Annotated in this window: 16 protein-coding genes, 1 tRNA gene and 1 pseudogene; 11 read left to right on the top strand and 7 right to left on the bottom strand. The window is 62.9% G+C overall.

The window, feature by feature from the left end:
• Nucleotides 1-62: 62 nt before the first annotated feature.
• The 7 genes from BB934_RS21990 (at nucleotide 63) to BB934_RS22020 (ending at nucleotide 8913) form a co-directional block, all read left to right on the top strand.
• Nucleotides 63-530 carry a peptidylprolyl isomerase gene (locus tag BB934_RS21990; RefSeq protein WP_099511524.1) on the top strand — a complete coding sequence of 156 codons (468 nt, stop codon included), beginning with the start codon at nucleotides 63-65 and terminating at the stop codon, nucleotides 528-530.
• Nucleotides 531-658: 128 nt separating this feature from the next.
• A complete protein-coding gene (queA, locus tag BB934_RS21995; RefSeq protein ID WP_099511525.1) occupies nucleotides 659-1735 on the top strand; it encodes a tRNA preQ1(34) S-adenosylmethionine ribosyltransferase-isomerase QueA in 1077 nt (358 codons plus the stop codon).
• 138 nt (nucleotides 1736-1873) lie between these two features.
• Nucleotides 1874-3055, top strand: coding sequence for a tRNA guanosine(34) transglycosylase Tgt (gene tgt / locus BB934_RS22000; RefSeq protein WP_099511526.1), 1182 nt, complete (start codon nucleotides 1874-1876; stop codon nucleotides 3053-3055).
• Between the two features lie 196 nt (nucleotides 3056-3251).
• Nucleotides 3252-3327 (top strand) — tRNA-Lys (locus tag BB934_RS22005).
• 434 nt (nucleotides 3328-3761) lie between these two features.
• The gene (locus BB934_RS22010) at nucleotides 3762-4877 is read left to right on the top strand and encodes an NADH:flavin oxidoreductase/NADH oxidase (RefSeq protein ID WP_099511527.1); all 1116 of its coding nucleotides are present in this window, start codon (nucleotides 3762-3764) and stop codon (nucleotides 4875-4877) included.
• A 145-nt stretch (nucleotides 4878-5022) separates the two neighbouring features.
• Nucleotides 5023-6003: an aldo/keto reductase gene (locus BB934_RS22015; RefSeq protein WP_099511528.1), complete on the top strand. Its 981-nt coding sequence runs from the start codon at nucleotides 5023-5025 to the stop codon at nucleotides 6001-6003.
• Nucleotides 6004-6366: 363 nt separating this feature from the next.
• Nucleotides 6367-8913: an excinuclease ABC subunit UvrA gene (locus BB934_RS22020; protein WP_099511529.1), complete on the top strand. Its 2547-nt coding sequence runs from the start codon at nucleotides 6367-6369 to the stop codon at nucleotides 8911-8913.
• A 100-nt stretch (nucleotides 8914-9013) separates the two neighbouring features.
• Here BB934_RS22020 and BB934_RS22025 read toward each other — a convergent pair whose 3' ends face one another.
• The gene (locus BB934_RS22025) at nucleotides 9014-11365 is read right to left on the bottom strand and encodes an EAL domain-containing protein (RefSeq protein WP_099511530.1); all 2352 of its coding nucleotides are present in this window, start codon (nucleotides 11363-11365) and stop codon (nucleotides 9014-9016) included.
• A 417-nt stretch (nucleotides 11366-11782) separates the two neighbouring features.
• Entirely contained in the window at nucleotides 11783-12184 is a 402-nt protein-coding gene (locus BB934_RS50970; protein WP_099511532.1) for a PilZ domain-containing protein, read from the bottom strand.
• On the opposite strand from BB934_RS50970, the gene BB934_RS51445 reads away from it, so the two are divergent.
• From BB934_RS51445 to BB934_RS22050, 3 genes are all read left to right on the top strand, one after another.
• Nucleotides 12164-12772, top strand: coding sequence for a hypothetical protein (locus BB934_RS51445; protein WP_162299125.1), 609 nt, complete (start codon nucleotides 12164-12166; stop codon nucleotides 12770-12772). The two genes, BB934_RS50970 and BB934_RS51445, sit on opposite strands and share 21 nt — an antisense overlap.
• 91 nt (nucleotides 12773-12863) lie before the next feature.
• Nucleotides 12864-13820, top strand: a complete 957-nt coding sequence (locus BB934_RS22045) for an AraC-like ligand-binding domain-containing protein (protein WP_099511534.1) — start codon at nucleotides 12864-12866, stop codon at nucleotides 13818-13820.
• A 193-nt stretch (nucleotides 13821-14013) separates the two neighbouring features.
• Nucleotides 14014-14643, top strand: coding sequence for a hypothetical protein (locus BB934_RS22050; RefSeq protein ID WP_099511535.1), 630 nt, complete (start codon nucleotides 14014-14016; stop codon nucleotides 14641-14643).
• A 67-nt stretch (nucleotides 14644-14710) separates the two neighbouring features.
• Here BB934_RS22050 and BB934_RS22055 read toward each other — a convergent pair whose 3' ends face one another.
• The 4 genes and pseudogenes from BB934_RS22055 to BB934_RS49230 all read right to left on the bottom strand — a co-directional run.
• Entirely contained in the window at nucleotides 14711-16420 is a 1710-nt protein-coding gene (locus BB934_RS22055) for an FAD-dependent oxidoreductase (protein WP_099511536.1), read from the bottom strand.
• A gap of 73 nt (nucleotides 16421-16493) precedes the next feature.
• The gene (locus BB934_RS22060) at nucleotides 16494-16988 is read right to left on the bottom strand and encodes a phosphate-starvation-inducible PsiE family protein (protein ID WP_173909521.1); all 495 of its coding nucleotides are present in this window, start codon (nucleotides 16986-16988) and stop codon (nucleotides 16494-16496) included.
• A 79-nt stretch (nucleotides 16989-17067) separates the two neighbouring features.
• The gene (locus tag BB934_RS22065; protein ID WP_237050357.1) at nucleotides 17068-17379 is read right to left on the bottom strand and encodes an Hsp20/alpha crystallin family protein; all 312 of its coding nucleotides are present in this window, start codon (nucleotides 17377-17379) and stop codon (nucleotides 17068-17070) included.
• Between the two features lie 39 nt (nucleotides 17380-17418).
• Nucleotides 17419-17591, bottom strand: a pseudogene (locus BB934_RS49230) (aldo/keto reductase); the annotation flags it as partial.
• 288 nt (nucleotides 17592-17879) lie between these two features.
• Here BB934_RS49230 and BB934_RS50985 point away from each other — a divergent pair.
• Nucleotides 17880-18119 carry an FmdB family zinc ribbon protein gene (locus BB934_RS50985; protein ID WP_099511538.1) on the top strand — a complete coding sequence of 80 codons (240 nt, stop codon included), beginning with the start codon at nucleotides 17880-17882 and terminating at the stop codon, nucleotides 18117-18119.
• 93 nt (nucleotides 18120-18212) lie between these two features.
• Here the strand turns inward: BB934_RS50985 and BB934_RS22075 are convergent, their stop codons facing one another.
• Nucleotides 18213-19409: a glutathione-independent formaldehyde dehydrogenase gene (locus BB934_RS22075; RefSeq protein ID WP_210422115.1), complete on the bottom strand. Its 1197-nt coding sequence runs from the start codon at nucleotides 19407-19409 to the stop codon at nucleotides 18213-18215.
• Between the last annotated feature and the right edge of the window lie 37 nt (nucleotides 19410-19446).

A 19446-nucleotide genomic window follows, 5' to 3' on the forward strand; every position in this document is an offset into this window, starting at 1 on the left:
TCCGATGCTCTGGTGGCTTGCCGCCGCATCCCCTAAATACACGCCATTCCAAGGAGAATCCCATGGCAGATCCCGAAAACACCATCATCATGGAAACCACCAAGGGCCGCGTGGTCATCGAACTGCGCCCCGATCTCGCTCCGGGACATGTGGAGCGCATCAAGACGCTCTCCCGCCAGGGCTTTTATGACAACGTGGTCTTCCACCGGGTGATCGACGGCTTCATGGCCCAGACGGGCGATCCGACCGGAACCGGCTCGGGCGGCTCCGAGCTGCCGGACCTGAAGGCCGAGTTCAACGCCGAGCCGCATGTGCGCGGCGTCTGCTCGATGGCGCGCACGAACGCTCCGCATTCCGCGAACTCGCAGTTCTTCATCGTCTTCGACGACGCCCGCTTCCTCGACAAGCAATACACCGTCTGGGGCAAGGTGACCGAGGGCATGGAGAACGTGGACAAGATCAAGCGCGGCGAGCCCGTGCGCGATCCCGACCGCATCGTTTCCATGAAGGTCGCGGCGGACGCGGCTTAAAGCATACGATCAGCCGTCATCCCGGGGCCGCATCGCGGAACCCGGGATCGCTTGCCGCATAAAACGCCGTTCTCGTCACGCGATCCCGGATCGCCTTACGGCGTCCGGGATGACAGCCAGAAACCTTCATGCGCGTCGACCTGTTCGATTTCGAATTGCCTGAAACCAGCATCGCGCTGCGTCCCGTGGAGCCGCGGGATCGCGCGCGCATGCTCGTGGTCCGGCCCGGATCCGGCCTCGAGGATCGCAGCGTCCACGACCTGCCGGACCTGCTGCAGCCGGGCGACGTGCTGGTGCTCAACGATACCAAGGTGATCCCGTCGCGGCTCTACGGCCTTCGCATGCGCGAGGACACGGCCGCCCGTGTCGAGATCATGCTGCACAAGCGCGAGAGCGCCGACCGCTGGCGGGCCTTCGCGCGCCCGGCCAAGAAGCTCCATGTCGGCGACCGCATCCGCTTCGGCGAAAGCTCCGAGAGCACGGCCTGCGAGCTCGTGCGCCTCGATGCCGAGGTCGAGGAGAAAGGCGAGGGGGGCGATGTGGCCCTGCGCTTCTCGTTCTCCGGCGCCTTTCTCGACGAGGCCATCGCCCGCCTCGGCGAATTGCCCCTGCCGCCCTACATCGCCGGCAAGCGGCCGACCGACGACAAGGACCGCGCCGACTACCAGACCGTCTACGCCAAGGACGAGGGCGCCGTCGCCGCCCCGACCGCCGGCCTGCATTTCACCGACGATCTGTTCCGCCGCCTCGATGAGCGTGGTGTCAGCCGCCACTTCGTGACGCTCCATGTCGGTGCCGGCACCTTTCTGCCGGTGAAGGCGGACGATACCGCCGAGCACCGGATGCATGCGGAATGGGGCTCCGTCTCGGAGGAGACCGCGCGGGCGCTCAACGCGGCGCGGGCGCGGGGAGGGCGGATCGTCGCCGTCGGCACCACGTCCCTTCGCCTCCTGGAGAGCGCCGCCCGCGAGGACGGCACCATCGCGCCGTTTTCCGGCGACACGGCGATCTTCATCACGCCGGGCTACCGCTTCAAGGCGGTGGACGTGCTGATGACCAATTTCCACCTGCCGCGCTCGACCCTGTTCATGCTGGTTTCGGCCTTTGCAGGGCTGGAGCGCATGAAAGCGGCCTATGCCCATGCGGTCGAGACGGGCTATCGCTTCTATTCCTATGGCGATGCGAGTCTGCTCTTCAGGCGTTGATATTCCATGTCGTCCTATTCCTTGTCATCCCCGGCGCGCGGAACGCGCGGGAAGGGGATCCATTGACAGGTGTTGCGGATCCATGGATCCCCTTCCCCTCCGCTACGCTTCGGCCGGGAATGACATGACGAGGTATGAATGACCACCGAGACCTTCACCTTCACCGTCAACAAGACCGACGGCGCGGCGCGGACAGGCGAGATCCGCATGCCCCGCGGGGTCATCCGCACACCGGCCTTCATGCCCGTCGGCACGGCCGCCACCGTGAAGGCCATGTATCCCGATCAGGTGAAGGCGCTCGGCGCCGATGTGGTGCTCGGCAACACCTATCATCTCATGCTCCGCCCCGGGGCGGAGCGGGTGGCCAAGCTCGGCGGGCTGCATCAGTTCATGAATTGGCCCTATCCGATCCTCACCGATTCCGGAGGCTTCCAGGTCATGTCCCTGTCGGCCCTGCGCAAGATCGACGAGACAGGCGTCACCTTCCAGTCCCATATCGACGGCTCGACCCATGTGCTGACGCCCGAGCGCTCCATCGAGATCCAGGGCCTGCTCGGCTCCGACATCCAGATGCAGCTCGACGAATGCGTGAAGCTGCCGTGCACTGACGAGGTGGCCGAGAAGGCGATGCGCCTGTCCCTGCGCTGGGCGGAACGCTGCCGCATCGCCTTCGGCGAGCAGCCGGGCAAGGCCATGTTCGGCATCGTCCAGGGCGGCGCGGTCGAGCGGCTGCGCGTCGAGAGCGCGAAGGAGCTCGCCGGTCTCGATCTCAAGGGTTACGCCATCGGCGGTCTGGCGGTGGGCGAGCCGCAGGAGGTGATGCTGCGCATGATCGAGACGGTCGAGCCGCATATGCCGAAGGAAAAGCCGCGCTATCTCATGGGCGTGGGCACGCCGGACGACATCGTCGAGGCGGTGCGCCGGGGTGTCGACATGTTCGACTGCGTCATGCCCACCCGCGCCGGGCGCCACGGCCAGGTCTTCACCCGCAACGGCCGCATGAACCTGCGCAACGCGCGCTTCGCCGAGGATACGAGCCCGCTCGACGAAAGCTCGAAATGCACGGCTTCCAACACCTATTCCCGCGCCTATCTGCATCATCTCGTCCGTTCGAACGAGATTTTGGGAATGATGCTGCTGACCTGGAACAACCTGGCCTATTACCAGGACCTCATGGCCGGCCTGCGCAAGGCCATCGCCGAGGGCCGGCTCGAGGATTACGTGGGCGAGGTCAAGGAGGGCTGGGCAAGGGGCGAGCGCGACAGCAAGGCGGAAATCGGTCACCACGCCGACAACATCGCCATGGTCGCCGAGGGGTAGGGCCGCCTCCTCGCGCAGGTGGCTCCGACGCCGCATTTCGCCGGCGGACCGGGCCTCTTGATCTCCAGACCCCCGAGGCGGCTGGGCTCGCCTCGGCAGCGCCCCTTGGCACCCGAAGCTGAGGAATTAGCTCCACGGGGAGGGCTTTTCGATTGACCCGGGCCCCGAGACCCCCTATCTCCGGGCTCACCTCTGGGAGCGCGTAGCTCAGCCGGTAGAGCATCTGACTTTTAATCAGAGGGTCCTGGGTTCGAGTCCCAGCGCGCTCACCACCAATATCAAAGGGTTACCGGCAATCGCCCTTTGAGCCGTTTTGCTCCAGGTAGCCAAACGTTGAGGCGGTCTGGACGCGCTCAAATCCGAAAAGGTCGAGCCGACCTAAGGAGCGGGAAAGACGAAGTGAGTCGCTCAAAGCCTACCCTCCGTCTACTCCCAGCTTGTTCGTAGTGTTGCCAAAGTACGGCCAGTGACGAAGCAATAAAGGTCTGTTCTCGCGCGTTGAGCGGACCTTTATCTGGTAGGCCCGAACTTCCCAACTTGACCCTGCCCGGACGTTCGACGTGGTGACGAAGAGACAAAAGGGAAACTCGCGCTGAGAGGATCATTCACTTCGATGACACTCAAATCAGACCTTTTCGGCCAGTCGCACGTTTCTGCGGAGGACAGCCGTGAGGCTTGAGCTCACCTAGCACCTGAGAGGCAGCCGATGACACGCGCAAAACTGTTCACGCCTTTCCAGGTGGGAGATCTCGAACTCGCTAATCGCATCGTAATCGCACCCATGTGCCAGTACTCGGCCGAGAACGGATGTATGACCGACTGGCACCTGATCCATCTGGGTCAGCTCGCGCTCTCGGGTGCCGCGCTGCTCACCATTGAGGCAACGGCTGTCGAGCCTGAGGGGCGGATCACCTACGCCGATGTTGGCCTCTATTCAGACGAATGCGAAGCGGCCATGCAGCGTGTTCTGGACAGCATCCGCCGCTGGTCCGATATGCCAATTGCCATTCAACTGGGCCACGCCGGGCGGAAGGCTTCCACCGAGGTGCCATGGCGAGGGGGCAAACAGATCCCGCCCGATCATCCAAACGGATGGCAAACCCAAGCACCCTCGGCCATCCCGCACGACGTTGCGGAGGTCTCTCCCACGGCACTGGATCAGGACGGGCTGGCCCGGGTGCGCAATGCCTTTGCTGATGCGGCAAGGCGTGCGGCCAGGCTCGGCATCGGTGCCGTTCAGGTCCATGCGGCCCATGGTTACCTGCTCCACCAGTTCCTATCGCCTTTGTCCAACCGGCGTGAGGATACCTACGGTGGTTCCCTAGAGAACCGGATGCGCTTCCCGCTTGAGGTATTCGATGCCGTTCGGGCTGCGTTTCCAGCGGAACGCCCCGTAACGGTGCGTGTGTCGGGCACCGATTGGACTGAGGGTGGCTGGACCATCGAGGAGACCGTCGTGTTTGCGAAAGAGCTTGAGGCCCGCGGATGCAGTGCGCTCCACGTCTCGAGTGGCGGGCTCAGTTCGGCGCAGCAGATCCCGGTGGGCCCGAGTTACCAGATCCCGCTCGCCCGTGCGGTCAAGGCAGCCACCACAATGCCGGTAATCGCAGTGGGACTCATCACTGACTTTGTGCAGGCGGAAGCCATCCTCAGCACGGGCGATGCCGACCTGATCGCTCTGGCTCGTGCCATCCTCTACGATCCCCGTTGGCCTTGGCACGCGGCCGCGCATTTCGGTGCTGCCGTCAAGGCCCCGAACCAGTACTTGCGCTCGCAGCCTCGGCAATTCCCAGATCTGTTCGATGTGCGCGCTGACGACTGATCGCGTGCTGGGCGACCAACGGAGTGAGCGATATAACCCCATAGATTAGGGCGAAGCCGGGCACATGGCCTCACCAACACCTTCGGTCGGGCCTGTTCAAGCGGCGGTCCGGCAGAATCACAATGCAAGCGAGGAGACCTACACTATGGATTATGTGAAGCTTGGCCGCTCAGGCCTTGAGGTCTCTCGACTCTGTCTCGGCTGCATGACGTACGGAACGCCCGATCGCGGCAACCATCCCTGGACCCTCGACGAGGAGCAGAGCCGTCCCTTCATCAAACGTGCGCTGGAGCTCGGCATCACGTTCTTCGATACCGCCAACGTCTATTCCGACGGTACGAGCGAAGAGATCGTCGGCCGGGCACTCAAGGATTTCGCCAGACGCGAGGAGGTCGTGATCGCCACAAAGGTGCACGGGCGCATGCGCCCAGGGCCGAACGGTGCCGGCTCATCACGCCTTGCGATCATGACCGAGATCGACAACAGCCTGCGCCGGCTCGGCACCGACTATATCGATCTCTACCAGATCCATCGCTGGGATTACGCAACTCCTATCGAGGAAACGCTTGAAGCCCTGCATGACGTCGTCAAGGCTGGCAAGGCGCGGTACATCGGAGCCTCATCGATGTATGCTTGGCAATTCGCCAAGGCACTGTACACCGCTGATCTGAACGACTGGACACGGTTTGTGTCGATGCAGAACTACTACAATCTCCTCTACCGCGAGGAAGAGCGGGAGATGCTGCGTCTGTGTCATGCGGAAGGAATTGGCGTCATCCCCTGGAGTCCGCTGGCCCGCGGCCGTCTCACCCGTGACTGGGATGAGAGCAGCGCCCGCTCGGAGACGGACGAGTTCGGCAAGTCGCTGTATGCCAAAACAGCCGAGGCCGATCGCAAGGTCGTGGAGCGGGTGGCCGAGATTGCAGGTCGGCGCGGTGTTCCGCGGGCGCAGGTTGCACTGGCTTGGCTGCTGCACAAGCCGGTGGTGACCGCGCCCATCGTCGGCGCCTCAAAGCCCCAGCATCTGGAGGATGCGGTGGCCGCCTTGTCTCTTAAGCTGACGCATGAGGAGGTCATGGAACTGGAAGAGTCGTATGTGCCGCACGCGATGACGGGATTTGTTTAAGCGCGAAAGCCAGAAGCGACCGTTAAGCTGATGTCCGCCGTGGGGCTGTTCCTCAGCTATCCGAGTGTGGCTGGCCAATGTCAGCTCGTGGCACTCCTGAGATCTAAGCTCGAAGGCAGCAATTCTCACGTAACCGGACGTTCCGATTCAGTGCGTGACCCGAGGCGGACGTGATCCGGTTCGGGATCATATGCCTTGTGCGCAACACGGACTCCATGACAGTCCTGGCGCTGAACGACAGGGCCTGTTTCCGGCAAGCATGCTCTTGACGGTTCCCCCACGCGGAGTTGGAAGCTGTTCCTCTGGCGGGAGCGTCGGATCACCCTAGATCATCGCGGATCCGATATCTCGCCGAGTCCCGCAATGCCAAAGAACAGCAAGTTCCGATCTCCGACGGCCATGCGGGAAGGAACCGGCTTTGTCCGCGTCCGCGGGGCCCGCGAGCACAATCTCAAGAATATCGATCTCGACATTCCTCGCGACGCCCTGGTGGTGTTTACGGGCGTCTCCGGTTCCGGAAAGTCGTCGCTCGCCTTCGGAACCCTTTATGCCGAGGCGCAACGGCGATATCTCGAGTCGGTGTCACCCTATGCGAGGCGACTGTTCCATCAGATGCCCGTCCCCGATGTGGACGACGTCGATGGCCTGCCGCCTGCCGTCGCGCTGCAGCAGCAGCGCGGCTCGCCGACCACGCGCTCCTCCGTGGGCAGTGTCACGACCTTGTCCAACCTCTTGCGCATGCTTTATTCCCGCGCCGGAGACTATCCGCGCGGCCAGGCGATCCTCTATGCCGAGTCGTTCTCGCCCAATACCCCGGAGGGGGCCTGTCCCCGATGCCATGGCCTCGGCCGGGTCTATGAGGTCACCGAGCAATCGATGGTGCCGGACGACTCGCTGACGATCCGCGAGCGTGCCATCGCCGCCTGGCCGACCGCCTGGCATGGCCAGAATCTTCGCGACATCGCGACCACGCTCGGCTTCGACGTCGATCGTCCCTGGAAGGATCTGCCCAAGAAGGACCGCACCTGGCTGCTCTTCACGGACGAGCAGCCGACCGTTCCGGTCTATCCGGGATATACGCAGCAGGAGGTTCGGCGCGCGCTCAAACGCAAGGAAGAGCCCGCCTATCAGGGAACGTTCACGAGCGCCAAGCGCCACGTGCTGCACACCTTCGCCAATACGCAAAGCCCGCTGATGAAGCGGCGCGTGGCGCAATACATGGTGAGCACCGAATGCCCCCTCTGCCACGGCAAGCGCCTTCGGCAAGAGTCCCTGTCCGTCAAGTTCGCGGGGCTGGACATCGCCGACATCTCCGGCCTGCCGCTCGCCCGCCTCTCCGACATCTTTCGCCCCTATGCGGACGGGACGGCCTCACGAAGGTCGAAGATCGAGGCGGAGCATCCGGAAAAGGCGGTGGTCGTGCAGCGCATCGCGCAGGATCTTGTCGCCCGGCTCAGCGTCATGCTCGATCTCGGGCTCGGCTATCTCGCCATCGATCGCAGCACCCCGACGCTTTCGCCCGGCGAGCTCCAGCGGCTGCGGCTCGCCACCCAGGTGCGCTCGAACCTGTTCGGTGTGGTCTATGTGCTCGACGAGCCGTCGGCCGGGCTTCATCCCGCCGATACCGAGGCGCTGCTGAATGCGCTTGGGCAGCTGAAGGCGTCCGGGAATTCGCAGTTCGTGGTCGAGCACAATCTCGACGTGATCCGTCACGCCGACTGGATCGTCGATGTCGGTCCGGGCGCCGGCGAGCAGGGCGGCTTCGTGCTCTATAGCGGCCCACCGGACGGGCTCGGACAGGTCGAGGCCTCGCAGACACGGCGCTTCCTGTTCGGCGAAAGCCCTCTCCCGCCTCGGGAGCCGCGCGCGCCGAAAGACTGGCTGCGCCTCGCCGGCATCACGCGCAACAACCTGGACGGGCTCGATGTCGCGTTTCCCTTGGGCGTGTTCACGAGTGTCACGGGAGTGTCCGGCTCCGGCAAGTCGAGCCTGGTCAGCCAGGCCCTGGTCGAACTGGTCGCGGAGCATCTCGGCCATGACATCCCCGCGCAGGAGGAAGAGGGGGAGGAGCTCGAGCGGGCAGCGGTCGTCCCCGCCAGCGGCCGGATTGTCGGCGGCATGAAAGGGATCAAGCGCCTGGTGCGGGTCGATCAGAAGCCGATCGGGCGCACGCCGCGCTCGAATCTTGCCACCTATACCGGCCTTTTCGATCATGTCCGCAAGCTCTTTGCCGCAACCAGGCAGGCGCGCGCCCGTCGCTACGATGCGGGACGCTTTTCCTTCAACGTCGCCAAGGGACGCTGTCCCCATTGCGAGGGCGAAGGCTTCGTGATGGTCGAGCTGCTGTTCCTGCCGAGCGTTTATGCACCTTGCCCGACCTGTCATGGGGCGCGGTACAATGCCGAGACGCTGAAGATCAAATACCAGGATAGGTCCATCGCCGACGTGCTCGGAATGACGGTCGACGCGGCCTGGGAGTTCTTCGCCGACGAGCCGCATCTGCATCGCTCCCTCACGATCGTGCGCGAGGTGGGTTTGGGCTATCTGCGGCTTGGCCAACCCGCGACCGAATTGTCCGGAGGGGAGGCGCAGCGGATCAAGCTTGCGACGGAGCTGCAGCGGATCCAGCGCGGCGACACGCTCTACGTCCTCGACGAGCCGACCACCGGCTTGCACCCGGCCGATGTGGAAAGGCTCATCTCCCAGCTCGACGGGCTCGTCGAAGCCGGCAATACCGTGATCGTGGTCGAGCACGACATGCGTGTCGCGGCGCGAAGCGACTGGGTCATGGATCTCGGTCCGGGAGCCGGTGACGAGGGCGGGCGGGTGGTGGCATCGGGGCCGCCGGACGAAGTGGCAAAAGCATCGGGCAGCCGGACGGCGCCTTATCTGGCGCAAGCTCTCGCTTGACCCGGAGCTGCCTTTTGCAGATCTGAGGCATTTGGCTTGGCGGCCGCCCAAACAGCACAGCGGGTGCTACAGGCTGATGGTTTCCCGGAGATAGACGGTTTCAAGGTTCGCATGGCCTTGCGATTAGAGGGTCAGGCTTCAATGATGTCAGGAAGTGCTCTGCCTCGCCCGCCGGCATGGGGCGCCCGAAATGGTAGCCCTGTCCCACGTCACAGCCGTGCTCCCGGAGAAACGACGCCTGCGACGCGGTTTCAACGCCTTCGGCAACCACTCTGATGCGGAGGCTCTGTCCAAGGCTCAGCACCGCTTTGACAATTGCGGCATTTCCCGCATCGGTTTCCACGTCGCTCACGAACGAGCGGTCGATCTTAATGACGTTGACCGGGAACCGCTTCAGGTGCGACAGCGAGGCGTAGCCCGTGCCGAAATCATCGAGCGCCACGGAAATTCCCCCTTCGCTCAGGGTATGGAGCGCTTTTAGAACATTCTCAGCATTGTGGTCGAGAAACACAGTTTCGGTAATCTCCAACCCAAAACAGCTCGGCGGAACGCCTGCCACGCGAAGGCGTTCGAGCGTCCATTCGGCATAATCATCCCGACGGAAATCGGCGGGGGACGCATTGAGTGAGACTCTGCCAACAGGAAGGCCTGCATCGAGCCAGCGACGTATGTCGCTGGCCACGCAGGCGAGCATGCGGGCACCAAGGGCAAGCCCGAGTTGCATGTCATCAAAAGCGGGCGCAAGGGTGTCGGGTAATTGGATCCCCATGCGGGGGTGGCGCCAGCGCAGGAGCGCCTCAAAGCCGGCGAGCCTCCCTGAGCCTAGCTCCACTTTCGGCTGGTAGAAGGGCTCGATCCAATCATGCTCTAACGCTCGGCGCGCGATTTCCAGAGCCGAGGCTGTTTTCTGCGCCTCATCGCGCATAAGGGGCTTGAACATCTCGAACGTGCCGCGGCCCGCTGCCTTGCAGCTATACAGCGCAAGGTCCGCCTGCTTCAGAAGCTCCTCTGCAATCAGACTGTGCTCGCCAGAGATGGCGCCTCCAATGCTGGTGCGGCAATCCAACGTCTTGCCATTGTGCGTCAGGGGCTCTTGCATTCGGACCAGAATGGCTTGAGCCACCGCCGCAACACCATCCGCTCCGGCAACATCCGACAGGACGACGGTGAACTCGTCACCGCTCAGACGCGCAACTGTATCGGTGGTGCGTACAAGGCGTCGCAGTCGCTGGCCGAATTCCTTCAACAGAGCGTCACCGGCATCGTGACCGAACCGGTCATTGGTCTGCTTGAGATGATCCAGATCCAGGACCAGCAGACCGATCCTGCGATGTTGGCCCGAACTGCTGTCAAGCGCCTCGCGCAGGCACTCAAAGAAAAGCCTGCGGTTGGGTAAGCCCGTCAGATCGTCATGATAGGCCGCCCAGCGGAGACGCTCCTCGGCAAGCTTTTTATCGTGGATATCCTCGACCGTGCCGTACCAGCGGATCAGGGTGCCGTCCTCTCCAAGCCGGGGCGTGGCCCGGGCGCGGAACCAGCGATAGCTCCCGTCGGCAAAGCACAGACGGTACGCGACATCGACAAGACTGCGGCTGACTACAGCATCCGACCAGTGTTGTGCTGCGATGGGGACATCGTCCGGGTGCAGGGCCGTGGTCCAGCCTTGCCCAAGCGCCTCCTCCGGAGGCATTCCCGTCAACTCGCCCCAACGCGGAGACATGTCGAGCACATTGCCGTGCGGATCGGCCGTCCACGGGATCTGCGGATTGAGCTCAACAGACGAGCGATGGTGCTCCTCACTCTCGCGCAGGGCCTCTTCGAGGTGCTCCTTGGCCATGGACAGGAAGATGAAGGCGAGCGCAGGGGCATAGACCACGAGAAAGAGCGCCATTTCCGTGGACCACCGGGCGGCAAAGCCATTGAGCCAGACGGTCGAGCCCAGCGACAGCCCAAGCAGTCCGCGGAAAACATTGAAGGCAACGAGGATGGACAGGAGGAGGACCGCGGCTCGCTGGGAGGCCAGCCACCGAGGAGCGTGCTTCCCGAGCTCCCAGGCAGACAGGGCTGCGTATGCTCCGGTAACCAGGGACAAGAGCAAAAGTCTGGCGCTGTATGTCTCGTAAATGAATGGGAGAGCCCCAATCCAGAGGGCGGGTCCGAGGCCGATGGCGGGCAACCAGCCTGTGCGGCCGTTGAAGGCCCTGCATCCAGCGTACAGGGCGCCATAGCCGAAGGTCACAAAGGCATTCGCCATGAGCAGATTGAGATGGCTCGGCAAGCTCTGTCCGAAGTTTGCCATTCCGATTCCGACCGGGATCAGGCAGAAGGTGGCTCCCCACCAGCCGAGGGCCTGAACTCTTCGGTTGTGCGTCCAGGCGAAGAGTAAGAGCACGCCGAGCATGGCTGAGAGCAGCACAAAGGCAGCGGCTAACGTGAGGGGATCAAGGATCATTGTGTTACTGGAATTTCCAACGAAAGTCTTTTCCTGCAGATCCTCATCCGGCTGACGGGGCTGATGCTCTGTGGCGCGCTCCTGCTGGGCGGCACTTAGGCGTTCTCAATTGGATGGGGCTACTATATCGGACCGATATAGTAGCCCCTTGTCGATTAGGCAGATGGCTCGGCAGGTAATTGGGATTCCGTTAGCCTCGTGAGGGCGAGAGCCTCTTCCCGTAGCTCAGGAGGCGCCTTCATAGGGGCGCCGTGTAGGACGGCGTGGGCCATTGCGATCCTTTCGGCGGCCAGGATGTAGAGATTTGGGATTTCACACTCGCCCCATTCGAACGCCTGATAGTCCCGGGTGGTCAATTCAAGAAGGTGAGCCATCGCGGATTGTGAGAGTCCGAGAGCCGCTCTGATGGCAATGAGTTCATGAAGACGGTCTGGTTTGAGCACAAATGCCCCCAATTGTTTGGCGGACAAGATTATGTTTGCCGCCGGAGGGTCGATTAGACCAAATGGCCTGGATGAAACCGAACCGTGTACCTGCGTCCTCACAACCACCCTGTTTTTGCGCCCAATGGAACTCGACCCTATGACAGTTGCCTTGGCTCCGTACCAAGCGAGCCTTGACTCTCAAGTCTAACGCTAGGACCTCCAGCACAAATTCCAGTGGCAGCTTGTCGGATGCTGCAAATGCAATCTTGGCTCCGCTGGCGGAGATGTCCTGCACAGTGCATTCGAGAGCTGCGGATTGGTCGCCGAACACCGCTTGTGCGCTGAGGTTTGACGACCGCCTATGGTGCCCGCGTTGCTCATTTCGCTTAGTCACAGCTTGTCTCGCTTTGTCCGCAGTTCAACGGAGCCTTTAGCCCACCGCGATAGCCGCCGCCGCTGCGAGAATGCCAATCGCAAAAATCAATCCTACCCATCTGAGGACACGGGCAAGGCCATCGTTCCTCGGATCAACTTCCTGAATCTCAACGGGATCGTCATCAACTTCCATCGTCACATCGGCTGCACTGAATGGTTCGGGATGAAGACAGCTCTCTTAATGCAAAGAGCACTTCTTCACGGGCAAAGGCTCCAGGGGGACCACCCAAACCACTTCGCCGGCGCTGTTATGGATCTCCATTTCCCACCTTTGCCAAACTTCAGACGGCAACGAGGCCTCAGCCCGGAGTTCCTTGATCGCCTTGTTGGCAAAGGCGACAGCGGAATTGATGTCTTCCAACTGGCAACCTTCACTGTCGTGAATGAAATGGCTCCCATTGGTAAGGTTGAAGTAGAAACGGGACGACATGGAAGGATCGATGTCCTTAGTTCAGTCTTACATTTCCAGTCAGGCGAAAGTCTTGAACAGGATACAGTTGCAGCTACCGATTGCTTGACTGATATACTGTCGTTGCGGGCCGTCTAGTTATCGGCTTTATAGGTAAGAAAATCTCACCCGGATCGGCTGGGACGGTACGAGTGCTCGGCTAATTCAACACGACGCAGGGTCAGAGACGATGGAGAGGCTTTTCTCGACGGCGCAGGTTCATCCGCGCGACCGATTTGACTACTGGCACAATGTCGCGTGCAAGAACCTGATCATTCATGACGCCACGCCTGAATGCCGCCCTACCTTCCAGGCTGAACTGCATGCCGGTGCCTTGGCCGACCTGGGCCTGGTTCTCTTCAAGACCGCGCCGATGAGGGTTTCGCATACACGGTATCACTGTGCTCGGATGCAGAGCGATGAGGCTTTTGTCTGCCGCTTGATCTCGGGCCAGCTCGTGTTGGAGCAGGCGGGTCGCGAGGTTGTCATGGAGGCAGGCGACATGGCGCTGCTCGACCCTCTCTTGCCCTATGAGGGCAAGTTCTCGGCAGGTGTGAAGCTGCTGGTTCTCAAGGCACCCCGACGTTCCATGGAGGCCCGTGTCGGCAGAATCACCGACATGGTCACCCGGACCATGAAACCCGCGGAGGCGGAGCACGGCTTGGCCTCCGCATTTCTGGCCATGCTGCCGGATTACGCCGGTCAGTTGGGCACGGTCGCAATAGAGACGGTCAAAAATCAGACGCTTGATCTCGTGGCCATCTCTCTGGCGAAGACGCAGGAGGGGCCGAGGCCGTATCTTTCGTCGGCCAAGGCATCGGCCCTGATAAACGTGCGTGCCGCCATAGAGGCGCGTCTCGCCGATCCCCGGCTCGATGCCGAGATGGTTGCCACTGCGGCCGGCGTGAGCGTACGGTACGCGAACGCGCTGCTTGCCCAAGAAGGCACGTCGATTGCCCGTCTTGTCCAATCCCGACGGCTGGACCGCTGCCACAAGGCCCTGAAGGACCCGCTTCAGGCTCATCGAACCGTGACTGAGATCGCATCGAGCTGGGGCTTCTCGGACATGACCCATTTCGGCCGCCGTTTCAAAGCGGCTTACGGTGTTCTTCCAAGTGAACTCCGCAGGCTCTCGAAGCAAAATTGATTCTTTTGCAAGCTGGTGATGCGCCCCCAACGAGGCCGGCAGGCCGTACTGTGATAGGGTTGCTGTCACGGTCTCCCGAAGTCTGGCGGGTTGCCCGGCTCCCATCCCACGCCATCTAGCTTGGGGGCCCCTGGAGGTGTCGCACCGAAGTGGCTTTGGAGCCACCTCTTCCTAGTCCCTGACGGAGGCGATCTTGTCGCCTGACTGGATCTCGGCGCTGGCCAATCTCATGACAGGCCTAGCGGCCGTCGTCGCCGGCTGGGCCGGCGTCCGCGGGCTCAATGCCTGGCGGACCGAGATGGTCGGCCGCCGCAAGACTGAGCTCGCCGAGGAGGTGCTAGCCGGGTTCTACCGGGTCAGGGACATCCTAACATGGGCGCGCTTTCCCGCTTCGGATGACTACCACGATGGGGAGGATGATCACCCTGGAGGGGGACCGGTGGACGAAGAGCTTGAACGGGGCGAGATCTTCACGCCCGTTGACCGCCTGACCAAGGAGAGCCAGGTGTTTTCCGAGCTCCAAGCGAGTCGGTACCGCTTCATGGCCTATTTCGGGGAGGAGGCCGCCCGGCCCTTCGAGGAGATCCGGGCCATTCACAGCGAGGTCATCGACTCAGCCCACAACCTGATCCGCACCTACGGCCAAGAGCAGACAGGCTCGGCGGAAGCGAGGCGCAACCAATGGGAAGCGGCGATTGGCTGGGGCGAAGGGGACGGTGACATTCTCAGGAGGCGGCTCGATCTGGCGGTGAAGGCCATCGAGCAGACTTGCCGTCCCCTGATCGAGGAGCGCCATAAAACGCGCCGCAATGGTCTCATGTGAGGCCTTTGGACATATTCACAACGGCCCGGCAATTGTGCCTGTGCGATCAGCTGGGGCAAGCTGGCGTTCATCGGCCTCGCGCTCTCCGCTCCCTTGTCGTAGGCGGCGGCACAGATGAATTTGAGAGAACGGTGTGGATCTGAGCTACCGCCGCCGCTCCCTCACCAATCGCGGCGCCGACGCGCTTAACCGACCCCGCCCGAACATCACCGACCGCAAACACATTGGCGACTTCCGCTTCCAGCGGAAGGGGGCGTCTTGAACCGCTTTTTTCCTTCGTGCCGGGGGCCGTGAGAGCCGCACCTGTCCGAACGAAGCCTTTGGCGTCCAGGCCCACGCCGCAGTCCTTGAGCCAGCCCGTTGCCGGATCTGCGCCGATGAAGATGAAAACGTTGCGGATGGGCTTCTCCGTCTCCCCTCCGGTGACGCGGTTGCGCCACTGGACGCGCTCAAGCTGCCCCTCCGGCGAACCCGAGAGGGCGGTGATCTCGGTTTCGGTCAGCACTTCGATGTTGTCCGCAGCCGCAATCCTGTCGATCAGGTATTGCGACATGCTCTCGGCGAGACTGGGGCCTCGGACCAACATCCACACCTTCGCGGCAAAGTCCCTCAGAAACACCGCCGCTTGCCCGGCAGAGTTGCCGCCGCCCACAAGGGCAACCTCTTCGTTCCGGCACAGGCGCGCTTCGATGGGCGAGGCCCAGTACCACACGCCGCGTCCCTCGAACTCCCGTAGGCGAGGAATGTCAGGCCGCCGGTAGCGGGCGCCCGAGGCCACAACCACCGTGGAGCCTTTGACCCGCCGGCCGTCAGCGAGTTGAATCCCATATGGCATTTGCGAGCAATCGAGGCCGACGGCTTCGGCCGGGATCACCATCTCGGCGCCAAATTTCTGCGCCTGGACGAAAGCGCGCGCCGTAAGCTCCCGGCCGGGGATGCCGGTGGGAAACCCCAGATAGTTCTCGATCCGGGCGCTCTCACCGGCTTGGCCGCCAAAAGCAACCGCATCCAGGACGATGACCGACAACCCCTCCGACGCGGCGTAAACTGCCGTCGAGAGACCAGCGGGCCCCGCTCCGACGATCGCAACGTCATAGGCTCGATCTGGCTCATCGACGGGCACCATGCCGAGCGCCTGCGCCAGAGCGCGCTCGGTCGGGTTCTTGAGAATTGTCCCCTTGGGACAGACGGCGAGGGGGAGATCCTTCGGGTCCGGCGCATAGCGCTCGACGAGGGTCGCCGCATCCCGGTCGCGGGCGGGATCGAGCACCTGGCATGGATAGCCATTGCGGGCCATGAAGCCTTGCAGACGGACCACGTCGGGATGGGTTTCGGGACCGATCAGGACCGGGCCGCCTGCGCCCGTCTCGATCAGCACGACGCGCCTGAGAATGAGCGCCCGCATGATCCTGTCGCCCAATGCGGGTTCGGCGATCATCAAGGCCCGCAGGTTTTCGGGCGGAATGAGCAGCGCCTCCACACCGTCGATGGCATGAGCATCGACGAGCGCTGGCCGGCCTGACAACTGCCCCACCTCGGCGACAAAGTCGCCGGGTCCCAGCTCGACGATGGGTGACAGACGCCCCCATGGGTCACGTCGGGTGACGCTGACCGAGCCGGTGATGAGGACAAACATACCCGGAGCAACATCGCCAGTGACAAAGAGCGGCTCACCTGTCACATGACGTCGGACCTCACCGAAGCGACGCAGGCGGTCGATGTCCGCAGTCCGAAATTTCGGAAACATCTGCTCATCGCGGGGATCAATGGCTGCCATGGGACACCTTGCTTTTCACGGTATGAGATGATCGGGCCGGGTGGCGGCACTGAAATTCAGGAGCTGCTCCGGCCTAGTCGGCAGTCCCTTGGGCCTGATCCTGCTCGGCGGCATCCTTCCTGTCCTGGTCGCGCACGAGCCAATGGACCGAGCCGAGTGCCAGGATAGCCGCGGCCAGCCCGAGGATGGTAAGCGGGTCGGTCTTGCTCGCATCCAGGATGATGAACTTGCGCACCAGCGCCAGCAGGGCGATCAGCACTACTGTGCGCACCTGCACGATGCTTTCCTTGCGGTGAAGGACGCCGATGATCGAATGGTTGAACTCAAGGGCGATCAGCACCGTGAAGATCATGCCGAAGACCGCCTGGAACACACCCGTCTCCGCCGGGTCGAGCAGTCCAGACAGCACCAGCATGAGGATGCGGAAGCTCAGGTGGATCACTGCGGCTGCGATCACCAGCCCGATGAGGCCGGTCAGCACCAGCGAGACGACCTGCTCGAAACGCTCGTAGGTGCTCAGGCCGGGCCAGGCCTCGCGGGTCTCGCGCAGGGCGTGGCCAGCTCGCATCGTGGAGCGGGGGTTGTCTCGCTCGGCCCGGGGGTGGCCCCCCTCGTCGGATGGCTGCCTCATGTGTGATCCTCTGGCTTCAGCTGCTGGCGCCGCCCGGTGTGCTGTCCGGTGCGCCACCTTGTCCGCCTCGGCTGCCTCCATCACCGGTGCCGCCTGACGCGCCCTGACCGCCCTGAGAAGCCTGGCCACCTGAGCTGCGGCCCTGCACCTGGATGCGGCGGGAGCGCTCCTGTTGCCCGGTCTTCGGCACGGTCACGGTGAGCACGCCGTTCTCGAAGCTTGCCTGCACCCGATCCGGATCCACTGGGAAGGGCAACCGCCCGCGGCGGCCTTGGTGGCGTGCATGGCGTCGTGGACGCGGTCCTTCTTCTCGGCCTTGACCAGGCACACCACACCGCGGTCGTAGAGCGGGCGGAAGGTCATGATGCGGCTCCGCATCGCCGTAGATCTCCGCCGTGTCGATGTGGGTCATGCCGAGATCGATGGCCGCGGCGCTGGGCAGCAATGGCGAGGGCCCGATCGCCCTCGTCGATGTCCCACGTTCCCTGGCCGATGACGGGAACCGGGCGCTTCCCCCGGTCCGAATGGATGGTGTCGCATGGGCCTCCAGGTGGGTTGCCGCTGTCGTGCCGTTGTAGACTAGGAAAGGCTGCGAATGGTACACTGATCCGCATCAGCCCGATCGCGGATCGCCATTGCGAAAAGCCGTGATCGGCAATGCGTGTTCCGGGGCCTGCGCGCGATGTGGCCAGCCTGACCTGGATCAGGGCGTCCGGAATTCTGCGAGCCTATCGATCACGGACGAGCATGTCGCAGCATTTGCCCGCCGATACTGCAGATCGCGCCGCCTCTTGCTCGCACGGAAACTGCAGGAGAGGGACGAAGACCATGCCGCTTTATGGATATCTCTGTGACGCATGCGGGCCGTTCACGGTGTTGCGGCCGATGGCGGAATTCAGCGACTCGTCCCCGTGTCCGATCTGCGGCGCTGCGGCACCGCGCGCGATCCTGAAGGCACCGACGATCGCCGGCACCGCTTCCGTCCAGAACCGCACCTTCGTCGCGGATGACCCCGGACGCAGACTGATGCGCCACCCCGCAGGCTGCGCGTGCTGCCTCGGACGGTAACGGTTGCAGTCCAGCAGCCTAAAAATGGGCCGACTCAACAATGGGGCCATTTATTGGATGAATCCGTCGCGGCTCTAACACAGAGTACTGCCGCTATGAAGCTTTCGGCACGCTGCCGTGCGGATCGATGACGTACTTCACCGGCGCGCCCTGATCGAACTCCTGATAGGCCTCGACTGCCTGATCGAGGGAGATGAACTGGGTGTTCAGGAGTGGGGTCAGGTATGGCATCCGGTCATTCAGGATCGCCATCATCAGTTCGCGATGATAGTGCATCACGGGGCACTGGCCAGCCGTCAGGTGAGGCGACTTGATCCACGCTTGGCCGAACGCGATGGGATATTTGCCCTGCTTCTCCTCCTCATTCCGGGCCTGGGAGTCGCCATACGTATAGATGCCCGGAATGCCCATGGCGCCGTTGGCGCGCACTACTTGGAAGAGCGTGTTGAGAACCGCGGTCGGGTCCTCGGGAGCATTGGGGCCGTAGCCGTGGCATTCCCAGCCCACCGCATCGACGCCGGCATCAACCTCCCGCTCCCCGAGAATCGCTTCGATCTGGTCCGCTACGGGTTCGGGTTTCGACGTGTCGACGGTCTCGTAGCCGGCGTTCTTCACCAGCGCGAGGCGCTCCTTGTTGTTGTCGCCGACGATGATCACTGCCGCCCCAAGCAGCTGGGCTGAAGCAGCAGCGCAGCGGCCGACTGGGCCCGCACCGGCGATATAGACCGTGTACCCTGGCCTGACGCCTGCAGTGAAACAGCCGTGAAAGCCAGTCGGCAGGATGTCGGAGAGAAGCGTCAGATCCCTGATCTTCTCCATCGCCTGGTCCTTGTCGGGGAACGGCAGGAGCTGGAAGTCAGCCCATGGGACCATCATGAAATCGGCCTGGCCGCCCTGCCAGCCGCCGAGATTGAAGCCATAGGCTCCGCAGTCCACCTCGTCGTTCGCATTCATGCAGGTGTCGGTGTGGCCGTTCTTGCAGTTGCGGCACTTCCCGCAGGCGACATTGAACGGGACCGATACGATGTCGCCCTTCTTGATGAACTCCACATGAGAGCCGACCTCGACGACTTCGCCGGTGTTCTCGTGCCCGAGGATCATGCCGCTGGGAGCCGGGAAACGCCCGCGATAGATGTGGAGATCGCTGCCGCAGATGTTGGTCGTGATGAGCTTGAGAATGACGCCGTGATCACATTTCTGCCCCTTGGGGCCGACCAGTTTCGGATAATCGTAGCTTTTCACCTCGAGCTTGCGAGGCGCGATATATGTGACCGCTCGATTGCCTGCCATTACATGATCTCCTGTCATGCGATCCCGTCGCCAAAGG

The organism is Microvirga ossetica (assembly GCF_002741015.1).
Taxonomy (GTDB): Bacteria; Pseudomonadota; Alphaproteobacteria; order Rhizobiales; family Beijerinckiaceae; genus Microvirga; species Microvirga ossetica.

Excerpts from the sequence above, each read along its gene's own strand:
- BB934_RS21990 (WP_099511524.1), top strand. The coding sequence starts at position 63 with ATGGCAGATCCCGAAAACACCATCATCATGGAAACCACCAAGGGCCGC.
- queA (WP_099511525.1), top strand. The coding sequence starts at position 659 with ATGCGCGTCGACCTGTTCGATTTCGAATTGCCTGAAACCAGCATCGCG.
- tgt (WP_099511526.1), top strand. The coding sequence starts at position 1,874 with ATGACCACCGAGACCTTCACCTTCACCGTCAACAAGACCGACGGCGCG.
- BB934_RS22010 (WP_099511527.1), top strand. The coding sequence starts at position 3,762 with ATGACACGCGCAAAACTGTTCACGCCTTTCCAGGTGGGAGATCTCGAA.
- BB934_RS22015 (WP_099511528.1), top strand. The coding sequence starts at position 5,023 with ATGGATTATGTGAAGCTTGGCCGCTCAGGCCTTGAGGTCTCTCGACTC.
- BB934_RS22020 (WP_099511529.1), top strand. The coding sequence starts at position 6,367 with ATGCCAAAGAACAGCAAGTTCCGATCTCCGACGGCCATGCGGGAAGGA.
- BB934_RS22025 (WP_099511530.1), bottom strand. The coding sequence starts at position 11,365 with ATGATCCTTGATCCCCTCACGTTAGCCGCTGCCTTTGTGCTGCTCTCA.
- BB934_RS22045 (WP_099511534.1), top strand. The coding sequence starts at position 12,864 with ATGGAGAGGCTTTTCTCGACGGCGCAGGTTCATCCGCGCGACCGATTT.
- BB934_RS22055 (WP_099511536.1), bottom strand. The coding sequence starts at position 16,420 with ATGGCAGCCATTGATCCCCGCGATGAGCAGATGTTTCCGAAATTTCGG.
- BB934_RS22060 (WP_173909521.1), bottom strand. The coding sequence starts at position 16,988 with ATGCGAGCTGGCCACGCCCTGCGCGAGACCCGCGAGGCCTGGCCCGGC.
- BB934_RS50985 (WP_099511538.1), top strand. The coding sequence starts at position 17,880 with ATGCCGCTTTATGGATATCTCTGTGACGCATGCGGGCCGTTCACGGTG.
- BB934_RS22075 (WP_210422115.1), bottom strand. The coding sequence starts at position 19,409 with ATGGCAGGCAATCGAGCGGTCACATATATCGCGCCTCGCAAGCTCGAG.